The sequence below is a fragment of the Streptococcus sp. 1453 genome, from assembly GCF_013276955.1.
In the GTDB taxonomy this organism is placed as follows: Bacteria; Bacillota; Bacilli; order Lactobacillales; family Streptococcaceae; genus Streptococcus.
Window position 1 is genome coordinate 152,821 of the sequence record NZ_VMLZ01000001.1, and the last position, 18,633, is coordinate 171,453.

General features: G+C 40.0%; 10 protein-coding genes. 4 read left to right on the plus strand and 6 right to left on the minus strand.

The annotated features are described in order from the left end of the window. Positions 1–86 precede the first annotated feature (86 nt). Positions 87–1,979, minus strand: a complete 1,893-nt coding sequence (gene pepO / locus HW098_RS00730) for an endopeptidase PepO (RefSeq protein WP_176138965.1) — start codon at positions 1,977–1,979, stop codon at positions 87–89. Between the two features lie 177 nt (positions 1,980–2,156). Here pepO and HW098_RS00735 point away from each other — a divergent pair, with 177 nt between their 5' ends. The 4 genes from HW098_RS00735 (at position 2,157) to tpx (ending at position 5,299) form a co-directional block, all read left to right on the plus strand. Further along, entirely contained in the window at positions 2,157–2,879 is a 723-nt protein-coding gene (locus HW098_RS00735) for a metal ABC transporter ATP-binding protein (protein WP_049530962.1), read from the plus strand. Continuing rightward, entirely contained in the window at positions 2,876–3,724 is an 849-nt protein-coding gene (locus HW098_RS00740; protein ID WP_000559787.1) for a metal ABC transporter permease, read from the plus strand. Before HW098_RS00735 ends, HW098_RS00740 begins: the two co-directional genes overlap by 4 nt. A gap of 31 nt (positions 3,725–3,755) precedes the next feature. Then, complete coding sequence (gene psaA / locus HW098_RS00745; RefSeq protein ID WP_023933209.1) at positions 3,756–4,685, plus strand: metal ABC transporter substrate-binding lipoprotein/adhesin PsaA; 930 nt, start codon at positions 3,756–3,758, stop codon at positions 4,683–4,685. 122 nt (positions 4,686–4,807) lie between these two features. Beyond that, a complete protein-coding gene (gene tpx / locus HW098_RS00750) occupies positions 4,808–5,299 on the plus strand; it encodes a thiol peroxidase (RefSeq protein ID WP_001810118.1) in 492 nt (163 codons plus the stop codon). 95 nt (positions 5,300–5,394) lie between these two features. On the opposite strand, the gene HW098_RS00755 is transcribed toward tpx, so the two are convergent. The 5 genes from HW098_RS00755 to HW098_RS00775 all read right to left on the minus strand — a co-directional run bounded on the left by HW098_RS00755 (position 5,395) and on the right by HW098_RS00775 (position 18,487). Further along, positions 5,395–8,103 carry an FtsX-like permease family protein gene (locus HW098_RS00755; RefSeq protein WP_176138966.1) on the minus strand — a complete coding sequence of 903 codons (2,709 nt, stop codon included), beginning with the start codon at positions 8,101–8,103 and terminating at the stop codon, positions 5,395–5,397. A gap of 1 nt (position 8,104) precedes the next feature. Next, positions 8,105–8,806 (minus strand): ABC transporter ATP-binding protein, encoded by a 702-nt coding sequence (locus tag HW098_RS00760; protein WP_176138967.1) that lies wholly within the window; start codon positions 8,804–8,806, stop codon positions 8,105–8,107. 245 nt (positions 8,807–9,051) lie between these two features. Then, positions 9,052–11,463, minus strand: coding sequence for a glycoside hydrolase family 95 protein (locus tag HW098_RS00765; protein WP_176138968.1), 2,412 nt, complete (start codon positions 11,461–11,463; stop codon positions 9,052–9,054). 52 nt (positions 11,464–11,515) lie between these two features. Then, positions 11,516–12,208, minus strand: a complete 693-nt coding sequence (locus HW098_RS00770; protein ID WP_000240129.1) for a phosphoglycerate mutase — start codon at positions 12,206–12,208, stop codon at positions 11,516–11,518. Between the two features lie 144 nt (positions 12,209–12,352). Beyond that, complete coding sequence (locus HW098_RS00775; RefSeq protein WP_176138969.1) at positions 12,353–18,487, minus strand: ZmpA/ZmpB/ZmpC family metallo-endopeptidase; 6,135 nt, start codon at positions 18,485–18,487, stop codon at positions 12,353–12,355. Between the last annotated feature and the right edge of the window lie 146 nt (positions 18,488–18,633).

An 18,633-nucleotide genomic window follows, 5' to 3' on the forward strand; every position in this document is an offset into this window, starting at 1 on the left:
AGCAAGTCTTTCCACTATAAAAGGCATCCTATCAAGGTTTTCACACCTGATTGAATGCCTTTTTTCTGATGACTAGATTTTTTGCATTACCAAATAATCACGCGCTCCTCTGGCGAACGCCACATACCATCTCCTTCTTTGACATCATAGGTTGTAAAGAAATCATCGAAGTTTGGTACTTGTACATTGACACGGAGTTTGGCTGGCGCGTGCACATCGACGCTAGCCAAGAGTTTCATAAATTCTGGACGACCTTTCATGCGCCAGATACGACCGAAGTTGTAGAAGAATTCTTCTGCCGAGAAGTCTGGTTCTCTCTTAGCTGCTTCAAGCGCCGCAGCGATTCCTCCCAAGTCAGCCACGTTTTCTGATACAGTCAATTTACCGTTGATGGTTGCACCATAAGAATCCTGTCCATCAAACTGGTCAATAACTTTTTGTGTTTTCTCCTTGAAGGCAGCATAGTCGCTCTCTGTCCACCAATCCTTGAGGCTACCATTTTCATCAAAGGACGCTCCGTTGGTATCAAAGGCGTGAGAAATTTCATGGGCAATCACTGCCCCAATACCACCGTAGTTAGCAGAAGATGACTGATGCAAGTCATAGAAAGGAGCCTGTAAAATAGCCGCCGGGAAGACAATCAGGTTCTTCTGTGGATTGTAATAAGCATTGACCATATGAGCAGGCATGCCCCACTCCTTATAGTCCACAGGCTGGTTCCACTTGCTCCAACTGTGCTTGATTTCTACACGCGCAAAGGCTTGAGCATTGTCAAAAAGACTAGCATTTTCATCCACTACCTTGTCCTTGTAGCGTGCTGGCAATTCTTCTGGATAACCGATATAAGGCTTGATGACATTGAGTTTGACGATGGCCTTGTCACGAGTTTCAGGAGTCAGCCAGTCATTCTTAGCCAAGCGTTCCTTATAGACATCAATCATAGTTGCCACTTTTTTCTCCACGTCCGCCTTAGCTTCTGGAGAGAATTTTTCATGGGCATACCAAAGACCTAAGGCTTGTTTGAAAGGACCTTGTGCTAGCTGGTAGGCTGCCTTGACCTTGTCTTTGGCTTCTGGAACTCCAGAAAGCGCACGACTGTAAGCACCTGACAAGACACGGATTTCTTCTGTTAAATAACTTGTTGAAAGATTGACAACACTTAAAATTAAGGTTGCCTTGAGGAGAGGCCATGCCTCTTCACTATAGAATTGATCTGCTGCTTGCCAGAAACGTTCTTCGTCTACGATAACCTTGTCTGGCACTTGTCCAAGAACGGCTTGGAAGAAGTCATCCAAAGGTAGGGCAGGCGCGAATTTTTTGAAATCTTCATAAGAATATGGATGATAGAGTTTAGCATATTCTGAACTTTCTTCATTAGAAAGCACCACTGCCGCAACTCGACGGTCCAATTCTAGTCTTTTCTCTAGCAAGTCTTCAATTTCTTCATCAGAGAAATCATAAGCCTTGAGAAGATTTGCGCTGCTTTCTTTCCAAAGAGTCAAGAGCTCTTCGCGCTGAGGATGGTCTTCTGCATAGTAGGTCGTATCTGGCAGGATCGTGCTTGGAGCGCTAGCCCATAGAACATTGATTCTAGCATCCATAAAGTCTGGCGATACACCAAAAGGAAGGAAGTTTGGTTTACCAGCAAGCTCAAACTCTGCTAGTTTAGCTGTAAAATCCGCAAAAGTCTCCAATTCTTGGAATTCTTTAAGGAGTGGTAAGACAGGTGTGATACCGTCGGCTTCTCTCTTGTCAAAATCACGAACTAGGCGGTGGTATTTGACAAAGTTTGCCAAGATAGCATCCTCAGGTACCTCTTCTCCTGCCAACCACTTGTCTGTTGTCGCCAGCATCAGGTCTTCAATTTCCTGGTCTAAATCAACAAAACCTCCCGTTTGAGACTTATCTGCTGGAATTTCAGCTGTCTGTTGCCATTCTCCATTGATTGCATCATAAAAATCATCTTGATAACGTGTCATCTTGTTCTCGCTTTCATTTGTACTTGCTTTTAGCTTAACAAAAATTACCTAGGAATGCAATTAAAAATGAACTTTCCTTTTCTATCATTTTTCAGTTATTATTTTAATTTTTTTAAAAATTAACTTGACTTAATTTTTTTTTTAAGGTATATTAAGAGTTAGGAGGAATACAAGTTTATGATACGTATCGAAAACCTCAGTGTCTCCTACAAAGAAACGTTGGCACTTAAGGATATTTCACTAGTGCTCCAAGGACCAACAATTACCGGAATCATTGGTCCTAACGGTGCTGGAAAATCAACATTATTAAAAGGGATGCTGGGAATTATCCCACATCAAGGTCAGGCATTTCTCGATGACAAGGAAGTTAAAAAATCCTTACACCGAATCGCCTATGTCGAACAAAAAATCAATATCGACTACAACTTTCCCATCAAGGTCAAGGAATGTGTCTCGTTAGGACTCTTTCCCTCTATTCCTCTCTTTCGCAGTTTAAAGGCTAAACATTGGAAAAAAGTAGAGGAAGCCCTTGAAATCGTCGGCCTAGCTGACTACGCAGAACGGCAAATCAGTCAACTGTCTGGAGGTCAATTCCAGCGGGTCTTGATTGCCAGATGTTTGGTTCAGGAAGCCGACTATATCCTCTTGGATGAACCCTTTGTTGGGATTGACTCTGTCAGTGAGGAAATCATCATGAATACGCTGAGAGATCTGAAAAAAGCTGGGAAGACGGTTCTCATCGTCCACCACGACCTCAGCAAGGTTCCCCACTACTTTGATCAAGTCTTGCTTGTCAATCGAGAAGTGATTGCCTTTGGTCCAACCAAAGAAACCTTTACCGAAGCCAATCTCAAAGAAGCTTACGGTAATCGACTCTTTTTCAATGGAGGTGACCTATGATTGCAGAATTTATCGATGGATTGCAAAAATTCCATTTCTTACAAAATGCCTTGATAACAGCTATTGTCGTCGGGGTCGTAGCTGGAGCTGTGGGATGTTTCATCATTCTACGCGGGATGTCACTCATGGGAGATGCCATTTCACATGCTGTCTTACCAGGTGTAGCCCTCTCCTTCATCTTGGGCCTTGACTTCTTTATCGGAGCCATTGTCTTTGGACTGCTAGCTGCCATCATCATTACCTACATCAAGGGAAACTCGATTATCAAAAGCGATACCGCCATCGGCATTACCTTTTCTTCTTTCTTAGCCCTCGGTATCATCTTGATTAGTGTCGCTAAAAGTTCAACTGACCTTTTCCATATCCTTTTTGGTAATATCCTAGCCGTCCAAGATACGGATATGTTTATTACTATGGGTGTGGGGGCAGTCATTCTCTTGTTAATCTGGATTTTCTTCAAGCAACTCTTGATAACTTCCTTTGATGAACTCTTGGCTAAAGCCATGGGAATGCCTGTCAATTTCTATCACTACCTTCTCATGGTACTCTTGACTCTCGTGTCTGTGACAGCCATGCAAAGTGTCGGAACTATCCTGATTGTAGCCATGCTGATTACCCCAGCTGCAACTGCTTATCTGTATGCTAATAGCCTGAAAAGCATGATTTTCCTTTCCTCAACCTTTGGAGCTACTGCTTCAGTTTTGGGGCTCTTTATCGGCTATAGCTTTAACGTTGCGGCAGGTTCTAGTATCGTGCTTACAGCCGCTAGTTTCTTTCTCATTAGCTTCTTTATCGCTCCAAAACAACGATATTTGAAACTAAAAAATAAACATTTGTTAAAATAAGGGGCAAAGCCCTAATAAATTGGAGGATCTAATGAAAAAATTAGGTACATTACTCGTTCTCTTTCTTTCCGTCATTGCTCTTGTAGCATGTGCTAGCGGAAAAAAAGATGCAGCTTCTGGTCAAAAACTAAAAGTTGTTGCTACAAACTCAATCATCGCTGATATTACTAAAAATATTGCTGGTGACAAGATTGATCTTCATAGTATCGTTCCGATTGGGCAAGACCCACACGAATACGAACCACTTCCTGAAGATGTTAAGAAAACTTCTGAGGCAGACCTCATTTTCTATAACGGTATCAACCTTGAAACAGGTGGCAATGCTTGGTTTACCAAATTGGTAGAAAATGCTAAGAAAACTGAAAACAAAGACTACTTTGCAGTCAGCGAAGGGGTTGAAGTTATCTACCTTGAAGGAAAAAATGAAAAAGGTAAAGAAGACCCACACGCTTGGCTCAATCTTGAAAATGGGATTATCTTTGCTAAAAATATCGCTAAACAATTGAGCGCCAAAGACCCTAACAACAAAGAATTCTATGAAAAAAATCTCAAAGAATATACTGATAAGTTAGACAAACTTGATAAAGAAAGTAAGGATAAATTTAATAACATCCCTGCTGAAAAGAAACTCATTGTAACTAGCGAAGGAGCATTCAAATACTTCTCTAAAGCCTATGGTGTCCCAAGTGCTTACATCTGGGAAATCAATACTGAAGAAGAAGGAACACCTGAACAAATCAAGACCTTGGTTGAAAAACTTCGCCAAACAAAAGTTCCATCACTCTTTGTAGAATCAAGTGTGGATGACCGTCCAATGAAAACTGTTTCTCAAGACACAAACATCCCAATCTACGCTCAAATCTTTACGGACTCTATCGCAGAACAAGGTAAGGAAGGCGACAGCTACTACAGCATGATGAAATACAACCTTGACAAGATTGCTGAAGGATTGGCAAAATAAGCCTCTGAAAAACGTCATTCTCATATGAGCTGGCGTTTTTTCTATGCCCACATTTCCGGTCAAATCATTGGAAAATTTCGACTGTTTCAGCTACAATGGAAGAAAAAAGATTGGAGTATCCTATGGTAACTTTTCTCGGAAATCCTGTGAGCTTTACAGGTAAACAACTACAAGTCGGCGACAAGGCGCTTGATTTTTCTCTTACTACAACAGATCTTTCTAAAAAATCTCTGGCTGATTTTGATGGCAAGAAAAAAGTCTTGAGTGTCGTTCCTTCTATCGATACAGGCATCTGCTCAACTCAAACACGTCGTTTTAATGAAGAATTGGCTGGACTGGACAACACGGTCGTATTGACTGTTTCAATGGACCTACCTTTTGCTCAAAAACGTTGGTGCGGTGCTGAAGGCCTTGACAATGCCATTATGCTTTCAGACTACTTTGACCATTCTTTCGGGCACGATTATGCCCTCTTGATCAACGAATGGCACCTATTAGCACGCGCAGTCTTTGTCCTCGATACTGACAATACGATTCGCTACGTTGAATACGTGGATAATATCAATTCTGAGCCAAACTTCGAAGCCGCAATTGCAGCTGCTAAAGCCCTATAGAAAAAATCCTCTGTCACAAAGAGTTCCCTGCTCTTTGAAACGGAGGATTTTTGCTTACGAGTAAATACAAGATCAATCAGCTAAAACCAACTACCTTACTCTACAGATTTCAGGGCTTCAAGCATATCAACCTTTCTCAGATGACGATTGACAAAGAAACCAAGCAAGGTCAAAATGATGCTTACTGCTGCCACTGGGATTACATAGACTTCCCAACCTACCTGCGGATAAAAGAGAATGGTCGCAGGCGAAATCATTTGAATCAAAAATTGATGTAAATAGAAACCAGATACCAGACCAAGTACGATTCCCACAAGGGACAGCACAATCGTCTCACGGTAAATGTAGAGAGTAACTTCATTATTATGAAAACCGAGAACCTTGATAGTGGAGAGTTCACGGATTCTCTCAGCCACGTTGATATTGGTCAAATTGTAGAGGATAACAATAGCCAATAGAACCGACACGATAACTAAGATAGTCATGGTCTGATTGAGTGAGCTAGCAACAGAGTCAAAGAGTCGAATGGCTGAAGCATTCTGGACAACGCTGGATACCGCAGATTGATTCATAAGTAAGCCAGCCTGTCTTTCGATACTAGTAGCACTGGTATCCCTTAGCGAGACCAGATAAGTGTTGGCTTGGGGTAGCTGTCCGTAAATTTGCTCATAGCTAGCCTGACTCATATAAATAAAGTGACCAACGTAATTCTCAGCAATAGCAGCGACCTTTAGTTCCTTACCTTCAATTTCCAAAGTTTGTCCAAGCTTGACACCTGCCAACTGGGCGAGTTTAGCTGTGATGACAACTCCATCTTTTAATGTCAACTCTTGCTGATGGTCTTGCAGATGAATAAAGGGAGTCAAATCCTCCTTCTCTGTCATCATAAGCGTAATGGTTTGAAGACCAGCCTTACCTTTGAAATCCTTGTCTAGCGTTTTAGAATAGATTTTCTGATAGGCTTGGATATCCTGCCCTTTCAACACTCCTTCTAGCTCTTTCTTGTCCTGATTGGTCGCACTAGGATTTTCAGAGACAATCATCTGATACTGTTGGATTTGTTGAAACTGTCTGGACGGAACTCCTGCTACAGAGGATTGGATTCCTAAACCTGCAAAGAGCAGAGCTACTGAACCTGCCACACCAAAAATCGTCATCAACATCCGTTGCTTATAACGAAAGATATTGCGGGCTGTTACCTTATAGGTAAAACTGAGACGGCGCCAGATAAAACCGATACGCTCTAGTAAGATTTTAGCTCCTTTGACAGGCGGTTTAGGCAGTAAAAGCTGGGCTGCTTCATCATGAAGTTCCCTACGAGCTACCAAGTAGGCTGGTAGAACACTAGCCAACCAGCTCAAGACAAGAGCCAGTAAGCTATAGGTCCAATAGAACTGAATCTGGGTTTCTCCCACCACCATGCCTTTTGTAATGACACTTGAAATCACACTGGCTAGCAAATAATGGCCAAGTATACTACCTAGAGCCGTTCCGACAGTCCCAGCTACTAGACCATAAAGGAGAAACTTGGCGATAATATCCTTACTGCGATAGCCCAAGGCCTTAAAAATCCCTGCATGTGTTCGCTCTTCATCCACAAAACGAGTCATGGTTGTAAAGGTCACCATAGCTGCTACAGCATAAAGCACCACAGGAAAGATATTGCCCACTGCCCGAATACTGGATGAAGCATTACTATACATGAGGTAGCCTTGACCGCCAGGCATGGTCTGACGATTATAGACTTGATACTTGGGCTCCGCCAAATCATCCAAGACTTGCTGATGTTTTTCTAATTTTTCCTTTTCTTGGGCTAAATTTTGTTCAGCCTGCTTTAGTTTGTCTTCTTCCTTGCTCAATTCCTGCTTGGCTTGAGTAAGTTGGGCACTAGCCTGCTCTCTCTGGGCTTGAGGAAGCAAGGCTAGTTGACTTTCTTGAGCCAGTATACGAGCTTGAGCAGCTGCTAAACGACGCTTGCCTTCCTGCAAATTAGTCTCAGCCTTGTCAAGGGCCTCTTGGCCCTTGTCTAAAGACTCTTGTCCTTCTTTTTTCAAGAGTTGCAGACGTGCCTCGCCATTATCTGTCAAAGCTTGTTCTAGATTTTCCTGATGTTGCTTGGATTTTTCTTCATAAGCTGATGAAAAAGCATTTAAGCCTGCTAAATCTTGATATTTCAAACGAGCTATATTGTAGACTTTCTGATCAAACTGACTAGGTAAAATCACCCCATAAGCTGTCAGAGTCCCACTTCCACTTCCTGCGTAGCCCATATCTCGCTGGGAGAGGATTTCAGCCGAATCCACAAAACCAGTAATGGTATAAGTATGGTCTTTTAAAGGGGAATGACCGCCTTCTTTTTCTTTAAAGCTAATCTCCTGTCCCACGCTATATTGACTCTGCAGATGACTGGCCAAAGCGATTTCCTTGTCTGACTGAGGAAGTCGTCCCTCTCTTAGCTGAAAGGTTGAAATTCGCTCTGGTTTGGAGTACAGCCGAATGGCATCCTGCCCATTTTCCATAGTCACATCTGTCAAATAGCCAAACTCAACCTCTGCGCCCTCCGTCTGTTCTAGTTCTTCTTGATCTGCTTGATCCAAGCCATAGTTAGACATGACTGCCAAATCCAGGGTTTGAGCAGTTGTTAAATAAGCATTAGCTGTCGCCTCCATGTTTGGGCTAGTCACTTTGAGGCCTACTAGGGCTAGAGACCCTAACATCATCAAGGTCAAGATGGATAAAAAACGCCCCTTGGAGCCTGTGAAGGACTGAATTAAGTCCTTCCAATAGGTTTTTCGCTTGATCATACTAGTACTCCAAACTGTCGATATCCTGAGGATGCTGGTTGATCACCACATCCTTGACACTGGCATCGTGCATATGAATCACGCGATCAGCAATGGGCGCCAAAGCTCCATTATGAGTCACGATGATAACAGTCGCTCCCTTTTGACGAGACATATCTTGGAGGATTTTCAAAACCTGCTTGCCCGTCTGATAATCCAAGGCTCCAGTCGGTTCGTCACAAAGGAGAATTTTAGGATTTTTGGCTACCGCGCGTGCAATGGAGACTCGCTGTTGCTCCCCTCCAGACAGCTGGGCTGGAAAGTTATTGAGACGATGAACCAGACCTACATCTGTCAAGACTTGCTCAGGATTCAAGGCATCTGTCACGATTTCCGAAGCCAATTCCACATTTTCCTTAGCTGTCAGATTGGACACTAGATTATAAAACTGAAAAACAAAACCGACATCATTGCGGCGGTAATTAGTCCTCTGGTGGGAACTATAATCTGCAATATTGGCACCATCAATCCAGATTTCCCCTTCATCATTGGTATCCATTCCCCCAAGAAGGTTAAGAACTGTTGACTTGCCTGCACCAGATGCACCTAGAATAATAACCAATTCACCCTTTTCAATCTCAAAATTCACATCACGATTGGCCACAATCTCCGTGTCCCCAACCTGATAACGCTTGTAACAGTGTTTCATCTCAATATAAGCCATCAGACCCACCCTCTCTCAAACAAATTATACTCCTCGAAAATCTCTTCAAATCACGTCATCTTCCATCTGCAACCTCAAAACACTGTTTTGAGCAACCTGCGGTTAGCTTTCTAGTTTGCTCTTTGATTTTCATTGAGTATTACTTCATATTACCATTATAACGCTTTTTCAACTAGTTGGAAACTGCTTACATTCTCAAATCCTTATTAAAAGGTAGTTTCAAATTACTGCCTTCTAACATCTTCTTAAAAATAAAATTGAACAAGATCACCTTCTACTGTTGCTACCGAAATACAATCTTTCTCTATGCATTTCACTTTTGATTTTTCTTGATTCACTTCAACCGCACTCTTCTCAATATCTGGATAAGAGACTCGCAAATCTCCTCCACTCCTTGATAAAATGGTCAACTGTAAAAGTTTTTTATCCGCCCACATCATGCTAATTTCAAAGTGTCCACGTGCCATTAAGCCTGAAACAGAACCTGTTGACCAAGCATCGGGTAGAGCAGCTAGAGGTACCAGATAAGCTGTATGAGACTGGAGCAACATTTCCGCCATGCCACTGCTAGCACCAAAATTACCATCTATCTGAAAAGGCGGATGGCTACACCAAAGGTTGGGCAAGGTAGATGTCTTTAACTGCTCTGCTAATAATTTATGGGCTCGATTGCCATCTCCTAGACGCGCCCAAAGATTGATCTTATTAGCCTTGGACCAGCCTGTGCCGCCATCTCCACGATCATTGAGACTAGCACTCGCCGCTTCAAGATACTCCTGCCCCTTGTAGCTAAAGAGATTGCCAGGATAGAGTCCCACCAGATGGGAAGCGTGCCGATGCTGGGCCTCCACTTTCTCATTTTGAAAATGCTGCTCTTCCTCCTCATACCACTCCCTGATTCGACCAGATTGAGTAATTTGAAGAGGATTTAGTAAATCAAATTTTTCTTTAATTTCAATCAACAAGTCCTCATCCAGCTCCAATTCCTGAGCAGCCTGAATAAAATCATGAAATAACTGCCAAATCAGAGATTGGTCATAGGTATTGCCAATCGAAATCGGCCCATGTTCTGGGGAATAAGACGGAGAAGACACCCAACGCTGCGCCTGCCTATCCTCATGTAAAAAATCATTCCAAAAACGAACCGTTTCCCTCAACATGGGATAAATTTTCTCCCTGAGATAGTCTTGGTCCCTGTAAAATGAATAGGCTTCATAAACGGTTTGCATCATCCACGCATTGGCAGCTGGTGACCAACCCCAATAGTAATCCCAACCAGGTGCTGTCCAACCAAAGGGAGTCGCTTGAGTATGAACCAACCAACCATTTTCCTCCCCTTCCTGAGAGACGATTCCTGCATACCTTGCAGCCGCTATGCGACCATAGACACGCAAATCATCTACATAGTTGATGACCGGAAAGGCCGTCTCTAGGAGATTGGTAACATAGGCTGGCCAATAATTCATCTGCAGATTGACATTTAAGTGATAGTCCGAATTCCAAGGAGGATTATCGACCGCATTCCAGACCCCTTGTAGGTTAGCTGGTAGAGCATCTGGACAATCTCTGGAAGAACTAATCAATAAATACCGTCCATACTGGAAGAACAGCTCCTCCAAAGCCTGCCCCTCTTGTGGCTTATAATTTTTTAACAACTCATCTGTAGTGGATGCGTCAACATCAGACCCCAAATCCAATTGAACACGTTGGAATAAGGCTTGGTAGTCCTCAATATGCCTTGATTTCAATTGGGCATAGCCCTTTTCTTTAGCTGTGTCCACCAAGTCTATCACCTGTTGCTCTAAATCTAGTTTCTTGCGATAATTGCTAGCAGGATTTTGGGCAAAATCCGTCTTAGCTGCCAAGAAAAGATTGGCATAACTGGCTCCTGATATCTGAACCTTATCTGACCAAACTCTAATGTCTCCATCCGTTTCCCAAGCTAAACAGCTAGCAAACCGCTGATCATTATCCTTAACTCTTCCCTTCATCAAGATATGAGAATCAGTAATATCCAGCTGGCACTCCTTGTAATCAGATTTTTCCTGCTCATACTTTCCATCAGAAGCCAAATCACAGGTCAAGGATAGTTCTATAGTAAAATCTAGAGTTTCCGCCCCTTCCTTAATAAAACGCTGAACCAAGAGATTATCTGGAAAACTCACAAAAGCTTCACGTTCAAATCGCGTTCCCTTATAGGCATAAGAAGTCGTCGCAAGTGCCTTACTGATATTCAGCTGTCTCTGGTAATCCGTCACCTGAGACAAAGTCTTGCCTTGATTACTAAACTCAATGTGAATATCCCCAAAGGACAGATAGGTCCCATATTGACTCGTTTTTGGCCCGACCAGATGATGTTCAGCCAGTTCCTTAGCAGTATTGCAGTCTCTCTTCTCCAAAGCCTGCCGAATCTCAGCTAAAAAACCATACTGGTCCTGAAGATTTCCACCTTGATAATCTGAACTATCAGGAAGTGGACCTCCAGACCAGAGACTTTTTTCATTGAATTGAATCCGTTCAGCCCCTACAAGCCCAAAGACTTTAGCCCCTAGAGAACCATTACCTATCGGTAAGGCCTCTTCTTCCCAACCCTTATATGTTGTCGACGCTGGTTGCTTGTAGGCCAATACATAATCTTGTTTTTTATTCCTTATCATACTACCATACTAACATAAAAAGCCTAGAAATCAATCCTAGGCTTACAATTTTTTATTTTCCAAGGTAGTATTCAGAAACGACGTTCAATTTTTCGTCAAATTCGAATACCAATGGTGGGAAGTTAGGAATTTCCACGTCCATGATTTCGTCATCTGACAAACCTTTGATGTGTTTTACAAGGGCACGGATTGAGTTACCGTGAGCTCCTACGAATACGTTTTTACCATCTTTAAGAGCTGGAGCGATTTTATCTTCCCAGAATGGAAGGGCGCGTTCCAAAGTCACTTTCAAGTTTTCAGCATCTGGGATAACTGAGTCGTCAAGTGAAGCGTAACGACGGTCTGTGTGAGCTGAGTGCTCATCATCACGGTCCATGTTTGGAGGCAATACATCGTATGAACGACGCCAGATGTGAACTTGCTCATCACCAAATTGTTCAGCAGCTTCAGCTTTGTTTTTACCAGTCAAACCACCGTAGTGACGTTCGTTCAAGCGCCATGATTTTTCAACTGGAACCCACAATTGGTCAGAAGCTTCAAGAGCCAAGTTCGTTGTTTTGATAGCACGTTTCAATACTGAAGTGTAAGCTTGGTCAAATTCGATACCAGCTTCTTTGATCAATTTACCAGCGTCAATCGCTTGTTGTGTACCTTTTTCAGACAAATCAACATCAGCCCAACCAGTGAAAAGGTTAGCTTTGTTCCATTCAGACTCACCGTGGCGAGCAAAAACCAATTTTACCATTAGATGGATTCTCCTTTAAATTTTCCGAGGTTTCCCCTCGTTTATCTATTCTATTTTACACAATTTTTCACAAAAAAGCTAGTCAAAACCAAAAAGGAAAGAGTTTCACACATGAAGAAACGAAACCTATCTTCATGTGCTACCCTAATTAGTAAATTTATTTTCCTCATCAAAAATTGAACTTCTAAAATCATCAGTTTTATCTAGATAAGCTTTGAAAATAGCTTTTTTAAGTTTGTAAACTTTACTACTTTCTTTTGGATATAATATTGAAGCATAATTAGTAGCATCCGCCTGAACCGCTTCTTTAATTATATTTCTTAACTTAGCAATACTATCAATAGTTATCGTCTCTTGACGTCCCCAATTATTAGGATTTATAAAGCTAATATTTGTTAAGTTATTAAATTTATTTTCTCGTTCTTTATACATAGCTTTTTTAAAATCAGCCCAAGATGAATACTGGTTATTAAATATCTTATTAAGCACTAATTTATCAGTTACCAATCCTACTTCTTTACCGTATGAATTAATTTTACTTCCATTAGCTTTCGCTTCATTTTCATATTGGTTAGAAATATATGGTACCATACCTTCTTTATATCCTTTTGCAGCTAATAGTTCAAATGCCATACGACGAGCCATTAAATCACCCGGAGTCCCTTTATCACTACTTAAGGCAGAATATATTGGCGAGAAAAGATTGATTGTGTAGTATCCATTTCGTTTATACTCACCTTCATCAATATACCCTCTTCTTGTGATTATATCGTTTTCTATTAAACTATTGAAAGAGGTTAACTTATTAAGCTCATCAGGTTTTAATCTACGGACTACATTCGTTGCATAAACATCATTTCCATCAGGATCAGGTTTATACTCATTCTCTATTTTCCTTAATAGCTCACCTTTCTCATTGGCACCTAAGTTAACTACTGCTTCTCCTTCTAATTTTTCAAGTGTATAAACTAAATCGAATAAGTTATGCATATATTTACGCAAGTCTTCTGCATTATTAAATCGTTGAGTTGGATTTTTCACTTGTAGTCTATTAGCATTTTCCGCTTCATCATATTTCAATACAGAGTTTATCGTGATTGTTGCATCATCTGGATGATCGGGAGCTTGTAATAATCCTTTTGCATAAAACTCTGGTCCAAGCCCATTTCTTCTTCCATATCCTCCAAGATAAATTTCTCTATCTGAGTTGTGTGTCATTTCATGAGTATATGTTACTGCGCCAGCCTTATCAAGCATACGATAAGCCATATAGTAGAACGCATCTCCCGTAGCATATGCTCCGTGTCCATTATGAACAACATTATTCCCCGCAGGACCGAAGAAATGTTTTATTGCTGGATGATCAGTTTCAAAATCTGCTTGACTAGTATTTTTATCTTTATCATTACCAAATCTAAAAGAATCATATACCAAAATACTTCTAAACAATTTATCTTTTTCTTTCGTATCTAGTATTTTGTACCAATAATCATAATGATCTCTAAATCGTTTAGCCGCTTCTTGTGCATTATCTTCTACAAATTTGTTTAACTTTTCTCCCTTAGGATATTCTGAACTTCTATATCTGTCATAGGCTCCAAATCCTATAGTTGAAATATTCGCTATCATAAACACTGATTTTTCAGGTAGTGTTAATAACGGTAACACCATACTTTGATATTTCCAAGAAGGGCTAGTTAATCTATCATATACTCCAATAGAATACTTCGTCCCTTCCTTAGATTGTTTTTCGCTTACTTCAGGAATTGTAGATTTTTCTTCTACTATATAAGCTTTAGATTGTTCTTTAAACCATTCGTTATTTGTTTTATTCGGCACTAAAACTTTTCTATATTTTTCCAATGCCTCAAATAAACTCTTAGTTCCATAATTTTTTGATAATAATACATTATAAGTAATTACATTATTTTTAGCTAATAAATTGTTAAATCCTGATTTACCTAGCTCAATAACATTATCTAATGCAGAACTATTAGATTTACCAAAGAAATCTAAATGATATAATACTAAATCTTTTGTACTTGCATTATCATATTTAAAATTATACCAACGTTCAAGATATGTTAAACCTAAAAGCAACGCCTCTTTATTATTCTTAATTTTTTCTACTACATAATTATCTATTATCGAATTATTATTTTCAGCTATTGCCGCATCTGCAGAAAGAAGTTTTGATAAAGTATCTTCAATATTTGCTTTTGTTTTATCGAACTGTTCATCTAGATATAATTCTGTTAATTTTATATCATTAGAAATATCTAATACTTTTCTAACATCAGCTGAATTATATTGAACAGATTTCAGATCATTTAAAACAGATTTTACAATATTATTGTAATTATGTAATAACGTATTAGGTGTGTATATTAATTTTGTATTAGTTATTTCGTATTCTGCTACTTTAGAGAAATCTTGTAGATATTTTATATCTAATGTTTGAGAAGTATTATCTGAATAATGTAGTAACAACTTATTAATACTAGCTTTATGTTTATTAATATCAGAAATTACTTCTTTGTCATGCATTGAAACTACAGACACAAGATCCTTAGTATATAAAGCATTATTAGTATCCACTAAATTACCATACTTAACAATAGTCTCTCTGTTATAAAATGGCAGTAATTTTTCTATATTTTTATACACCCTTAACCTAGAAACATCAACATCTTTTAATTTACTATAATCCGTTCCATATTTAGAAGAGAAATTAAAGTCCTCAGTTTTAATATTATTTTTAGGAACAAGTTGAGATTTTTTCACATTAATCTCATCCGCTTCTAGCACAGTTCCTCTTTGCTCTTCAGAATCTTTACTAAGTACTTCGTCATCTACTTGAACTACTTTTACCACCTTATTATTTTTATTACTATAAGTGTTAGTTGCTTTTATACCATTAAAATCATAACCAGCAATAGCATTACCGTTAGTAACATTGACATCGCTTAATACATCAGATAGTCGACCTGAATTTTCAACTTCACCTGAATTATCCCAAAGATTACCTACAACTCCTCCTACTTTACCAAAAGGCTTCACATTGTTAAGATTTCCTTCAACGTAACTATTACTAATTCTAGCACTTCTATCAACAACCCCAGCTATACCACCAACTGTTTGGTCCCCTTGATTAGCGTTTGTCGCCATATCGATAGATGAAATTGAGTTTTCTATTAAAGCACCAACACCTGAAAGTTTGCCAACTAAACCACCTATTTGATAAGTAGCATTTGTATTATAAGTATTTGTTATTCTACCTGTAAAACTACTATTAGAAATTGTAGAGTCAGTTACTTTTGAAACCAAACCACCAATGCTACGCTCACCAGCAATTACACCTGATGAATGAACATTTGTAATTGTAGTACCATTATTCGCCTCTTTCGCTATTGTAGTAGCATCTTCTTTCAAAGAAACATTAGCTTCTTTTATTGAAAGATCTTGAATAGCAGCATGATTTAAAACTTTAAATAACGGTTTTTTCAAGTTATATATAGCATAGTTCTTATCATTGTTTGTACCTATTAATGTACCACTAAATTCTTGATTTATATAACTTTCTTGACCATCCGAAAGTTCTACTTCACGAGCATCCATAGTTGCTCCTAAACGAAACGTACCATGTAAATTTCTATTCATTGCTTCTACTAGATTTTTAAATGATGTATAAACTTCGTTTTCACTATTAATAGTTTTTGGTAAATAATAAGTATAATTTTCTACAGTACTATCATTTTCATGTTGAATTAAATCATTAGCTTGTCCTACAATTTTGTATACTTCTTGACTATCTCTTGTAACACTTGTAATACTTGAAACAGGTAACATCACATCTTTAAAGTTCTCTGATTTGACTTTCATAAAGTAAGTATCTGGATTACTTGGTAAGGTAGCAAGTGAAGTTACATGACGATATTTATTATTTTCTACTGTAAATAATTCCACATTTGAAATATTCCTAAGCTCTAGTTTCTTGTCGACTTGTTTTTCTTCTGCTTTTGGTGCTGATTCTTCTTTTCCTGTAAATGTTCCTTCTGTTGACGCTGTTGGGTCTGATCCTACTTGTACAGCTGGTTCATCACCCTGTGGTTTTTCTGAATCTGAATTAGATGATTCTGAGTTTTCGTTCACAGTCGAAGCTTCAGTATTTTGTGAATTTGTTTCTTCTTTATTGCCTTCTGTTACTGAAGGTGATGACTCTGAATTACCTGAATCATTTGTAGCATCTACAGATGGAATAGTTGAAGTTTCTGACGTTGGTTCGGATTTATTTTCTTCTCCAGCTGGTTGTGTAGCTGGTAACCCACCTTCAGAGACAGTTTCTGAAGCCGGCTGTTCTTCTGTAACTGTTGTATCCCCTGCAGATGAATCTTCTTCTTTCGACTCTGATTCTGATGGTACTTCTGAAGCTGGGGTTGCCGCCTCTGGCTCTTCCGCTTTTGGTGCTGTTGCTGTTTCCGTAGTTGCAAGTTCTTCAGCTTCCGATGTTGAATCTGTTTCTTCTTCTACAGCTGGCTGCGTAGCTGTTGACTCCCCTTCAGAAGCAGTTGATGAAGATTCAGTTGAAGAAACTGAATCCTCCGCTTTACCTTCTTCTCCTGATTCTTTTGGTGCTGGGGTTGCTTCTGCTATTATTCCTGGTTCTTCAGCTTCTTCCGTTGCTTCGGCTTTACCTTCTTCTCCTGCTGGTGTTGATTCCACAGCTGCAGATGTTCCTGGTTCTGCTGACTCTTCTGCTTTTGCTTCTTTTTCTGTTGCTTCTGGTGTTGTTACCGCTTCTTCTTTAGACTCAGCTGACGGTGTATTTGTTGCGCTATCTTGTTTTCCTGTCTCCTCAACAGAGGTTTCTTCTGCATTGCCTACTTCACTTGAAGTTGTAGCCTCTGTAGCTGCTTCTGTTGAAGCTGGGGTTTCTGGTTTTGATGGTGCTGGAGTTTCTTCTGCTGGTTGGCTTTGTTCTCCTGAAGTTGTAGCCTCTACCACTGGTGCTTCTGAAACTTCTGCTTTTGGTGTTGTTCCTGAAGCTTCTTCTGTTGAACCTAGAGTCGCTTCTGAACTTCCTTCCGCTGCTGGTGCACCTGTTGTAGCTACTTCTGAACCTGTTCCTGCTTCTTCAGTTTCTTTTACTTCATTTCCTGCTGTTGTTCCTGCTTCTTTTGGAGCTGGTTTCGCTGCCTCGGACTCTGTTACTTTTGGTTCCGGTGCTTCTGTTGCACCTGGTTGTTCTTCTTTATTTTCTGGAGTTGTAGGTGCTTCTGTTTTTGGTTCAGCCAATTCTGCTGACTCTGTTCCTGTTTCTCCTTCTGAAACTGTTCCTTCAGGTGTATCTTCTTTTGGAGTTGTAGGTGCTTCTGTTCCTGATTCTTCAGTTTCTTTTCCTGTTACTCCTGGAGTTACTTCTGAAGCCCCTTCTGTTCTTCCTGAAGCTCCATTTGCCACTAATTCTGTTGAATCTGGTGCTGATTCTGCTGTTCCTGTAAATGTTCCTTCAGGTGTTGATTCTGCTTCTTTAGGCTCAGCTGGTTTTTCTACCTCTGGCGCTGATTCTGTTGGTGCTGGAGACACTGGTTTTTCTGCTTTTGGCGTTGTTACAGTTGGCTCTTCTGCTTTTGGTGCTACTGGAGCTTCTGTTTCTTCTTTAACTTCTGGGCTTGTCTCTGCTGGTGCTTCTGAAGCAGGTTCTTCACCCGATTCTTCCGCTCTTTCCACTACTGGTGCTGATACAGGCTGATAAACTAGGCTATAGTTCACAGTCATTTTTTCAACTTTCTCAGTGACATCTGTTAATTCAAAGGTAACAGCTTTTGTTTCCTGATCTTTCTTGAGCAAGACTTCGTAAGTGCGAACTTCGCCACTTGCACCACTTTCTTTGATGACAATCTTGTGTTTTGTGACTGTATCTGAAACCGTTTCAGCTTCAGTAAAGTACAATTCATTGTGTGGTAAGAATAAATTCTTACCTGAAGCTTGATTCATTTCTTGGAGTACATCTACCGGGATATTGCTTGCTTCGCTGATAACACTTAATGTATCTCCCCACTTAATGACATACTTAAATAAATCACCTTCTTTTTGAAGGTCAGCTTTCACTTCCTCAACTGTTCTGGCTACCCAGACACCATCTTGTTCACTGGCTGACACAGTTGGAGCTAAAAAGCCCAGACCTAGCAAAATGACACCTGTCGCAACAATTGCACCAGTTCTCAATTTTCTAAAGCCACGGAGGGACAAGCTTCCTCTAACATTTGTTTGTCTCATAATGTTTATTTTTCCTCACTAGTTTAAGAAATCGCAAGAAAAACAATCTTGCGATTTTAGCATACTTACTTTCTCCTAGTATTAGCAAAACCAATTCTCATTAAACTTTAGCATCTCACAAGAGAGATTATAAACTTGGAATAACT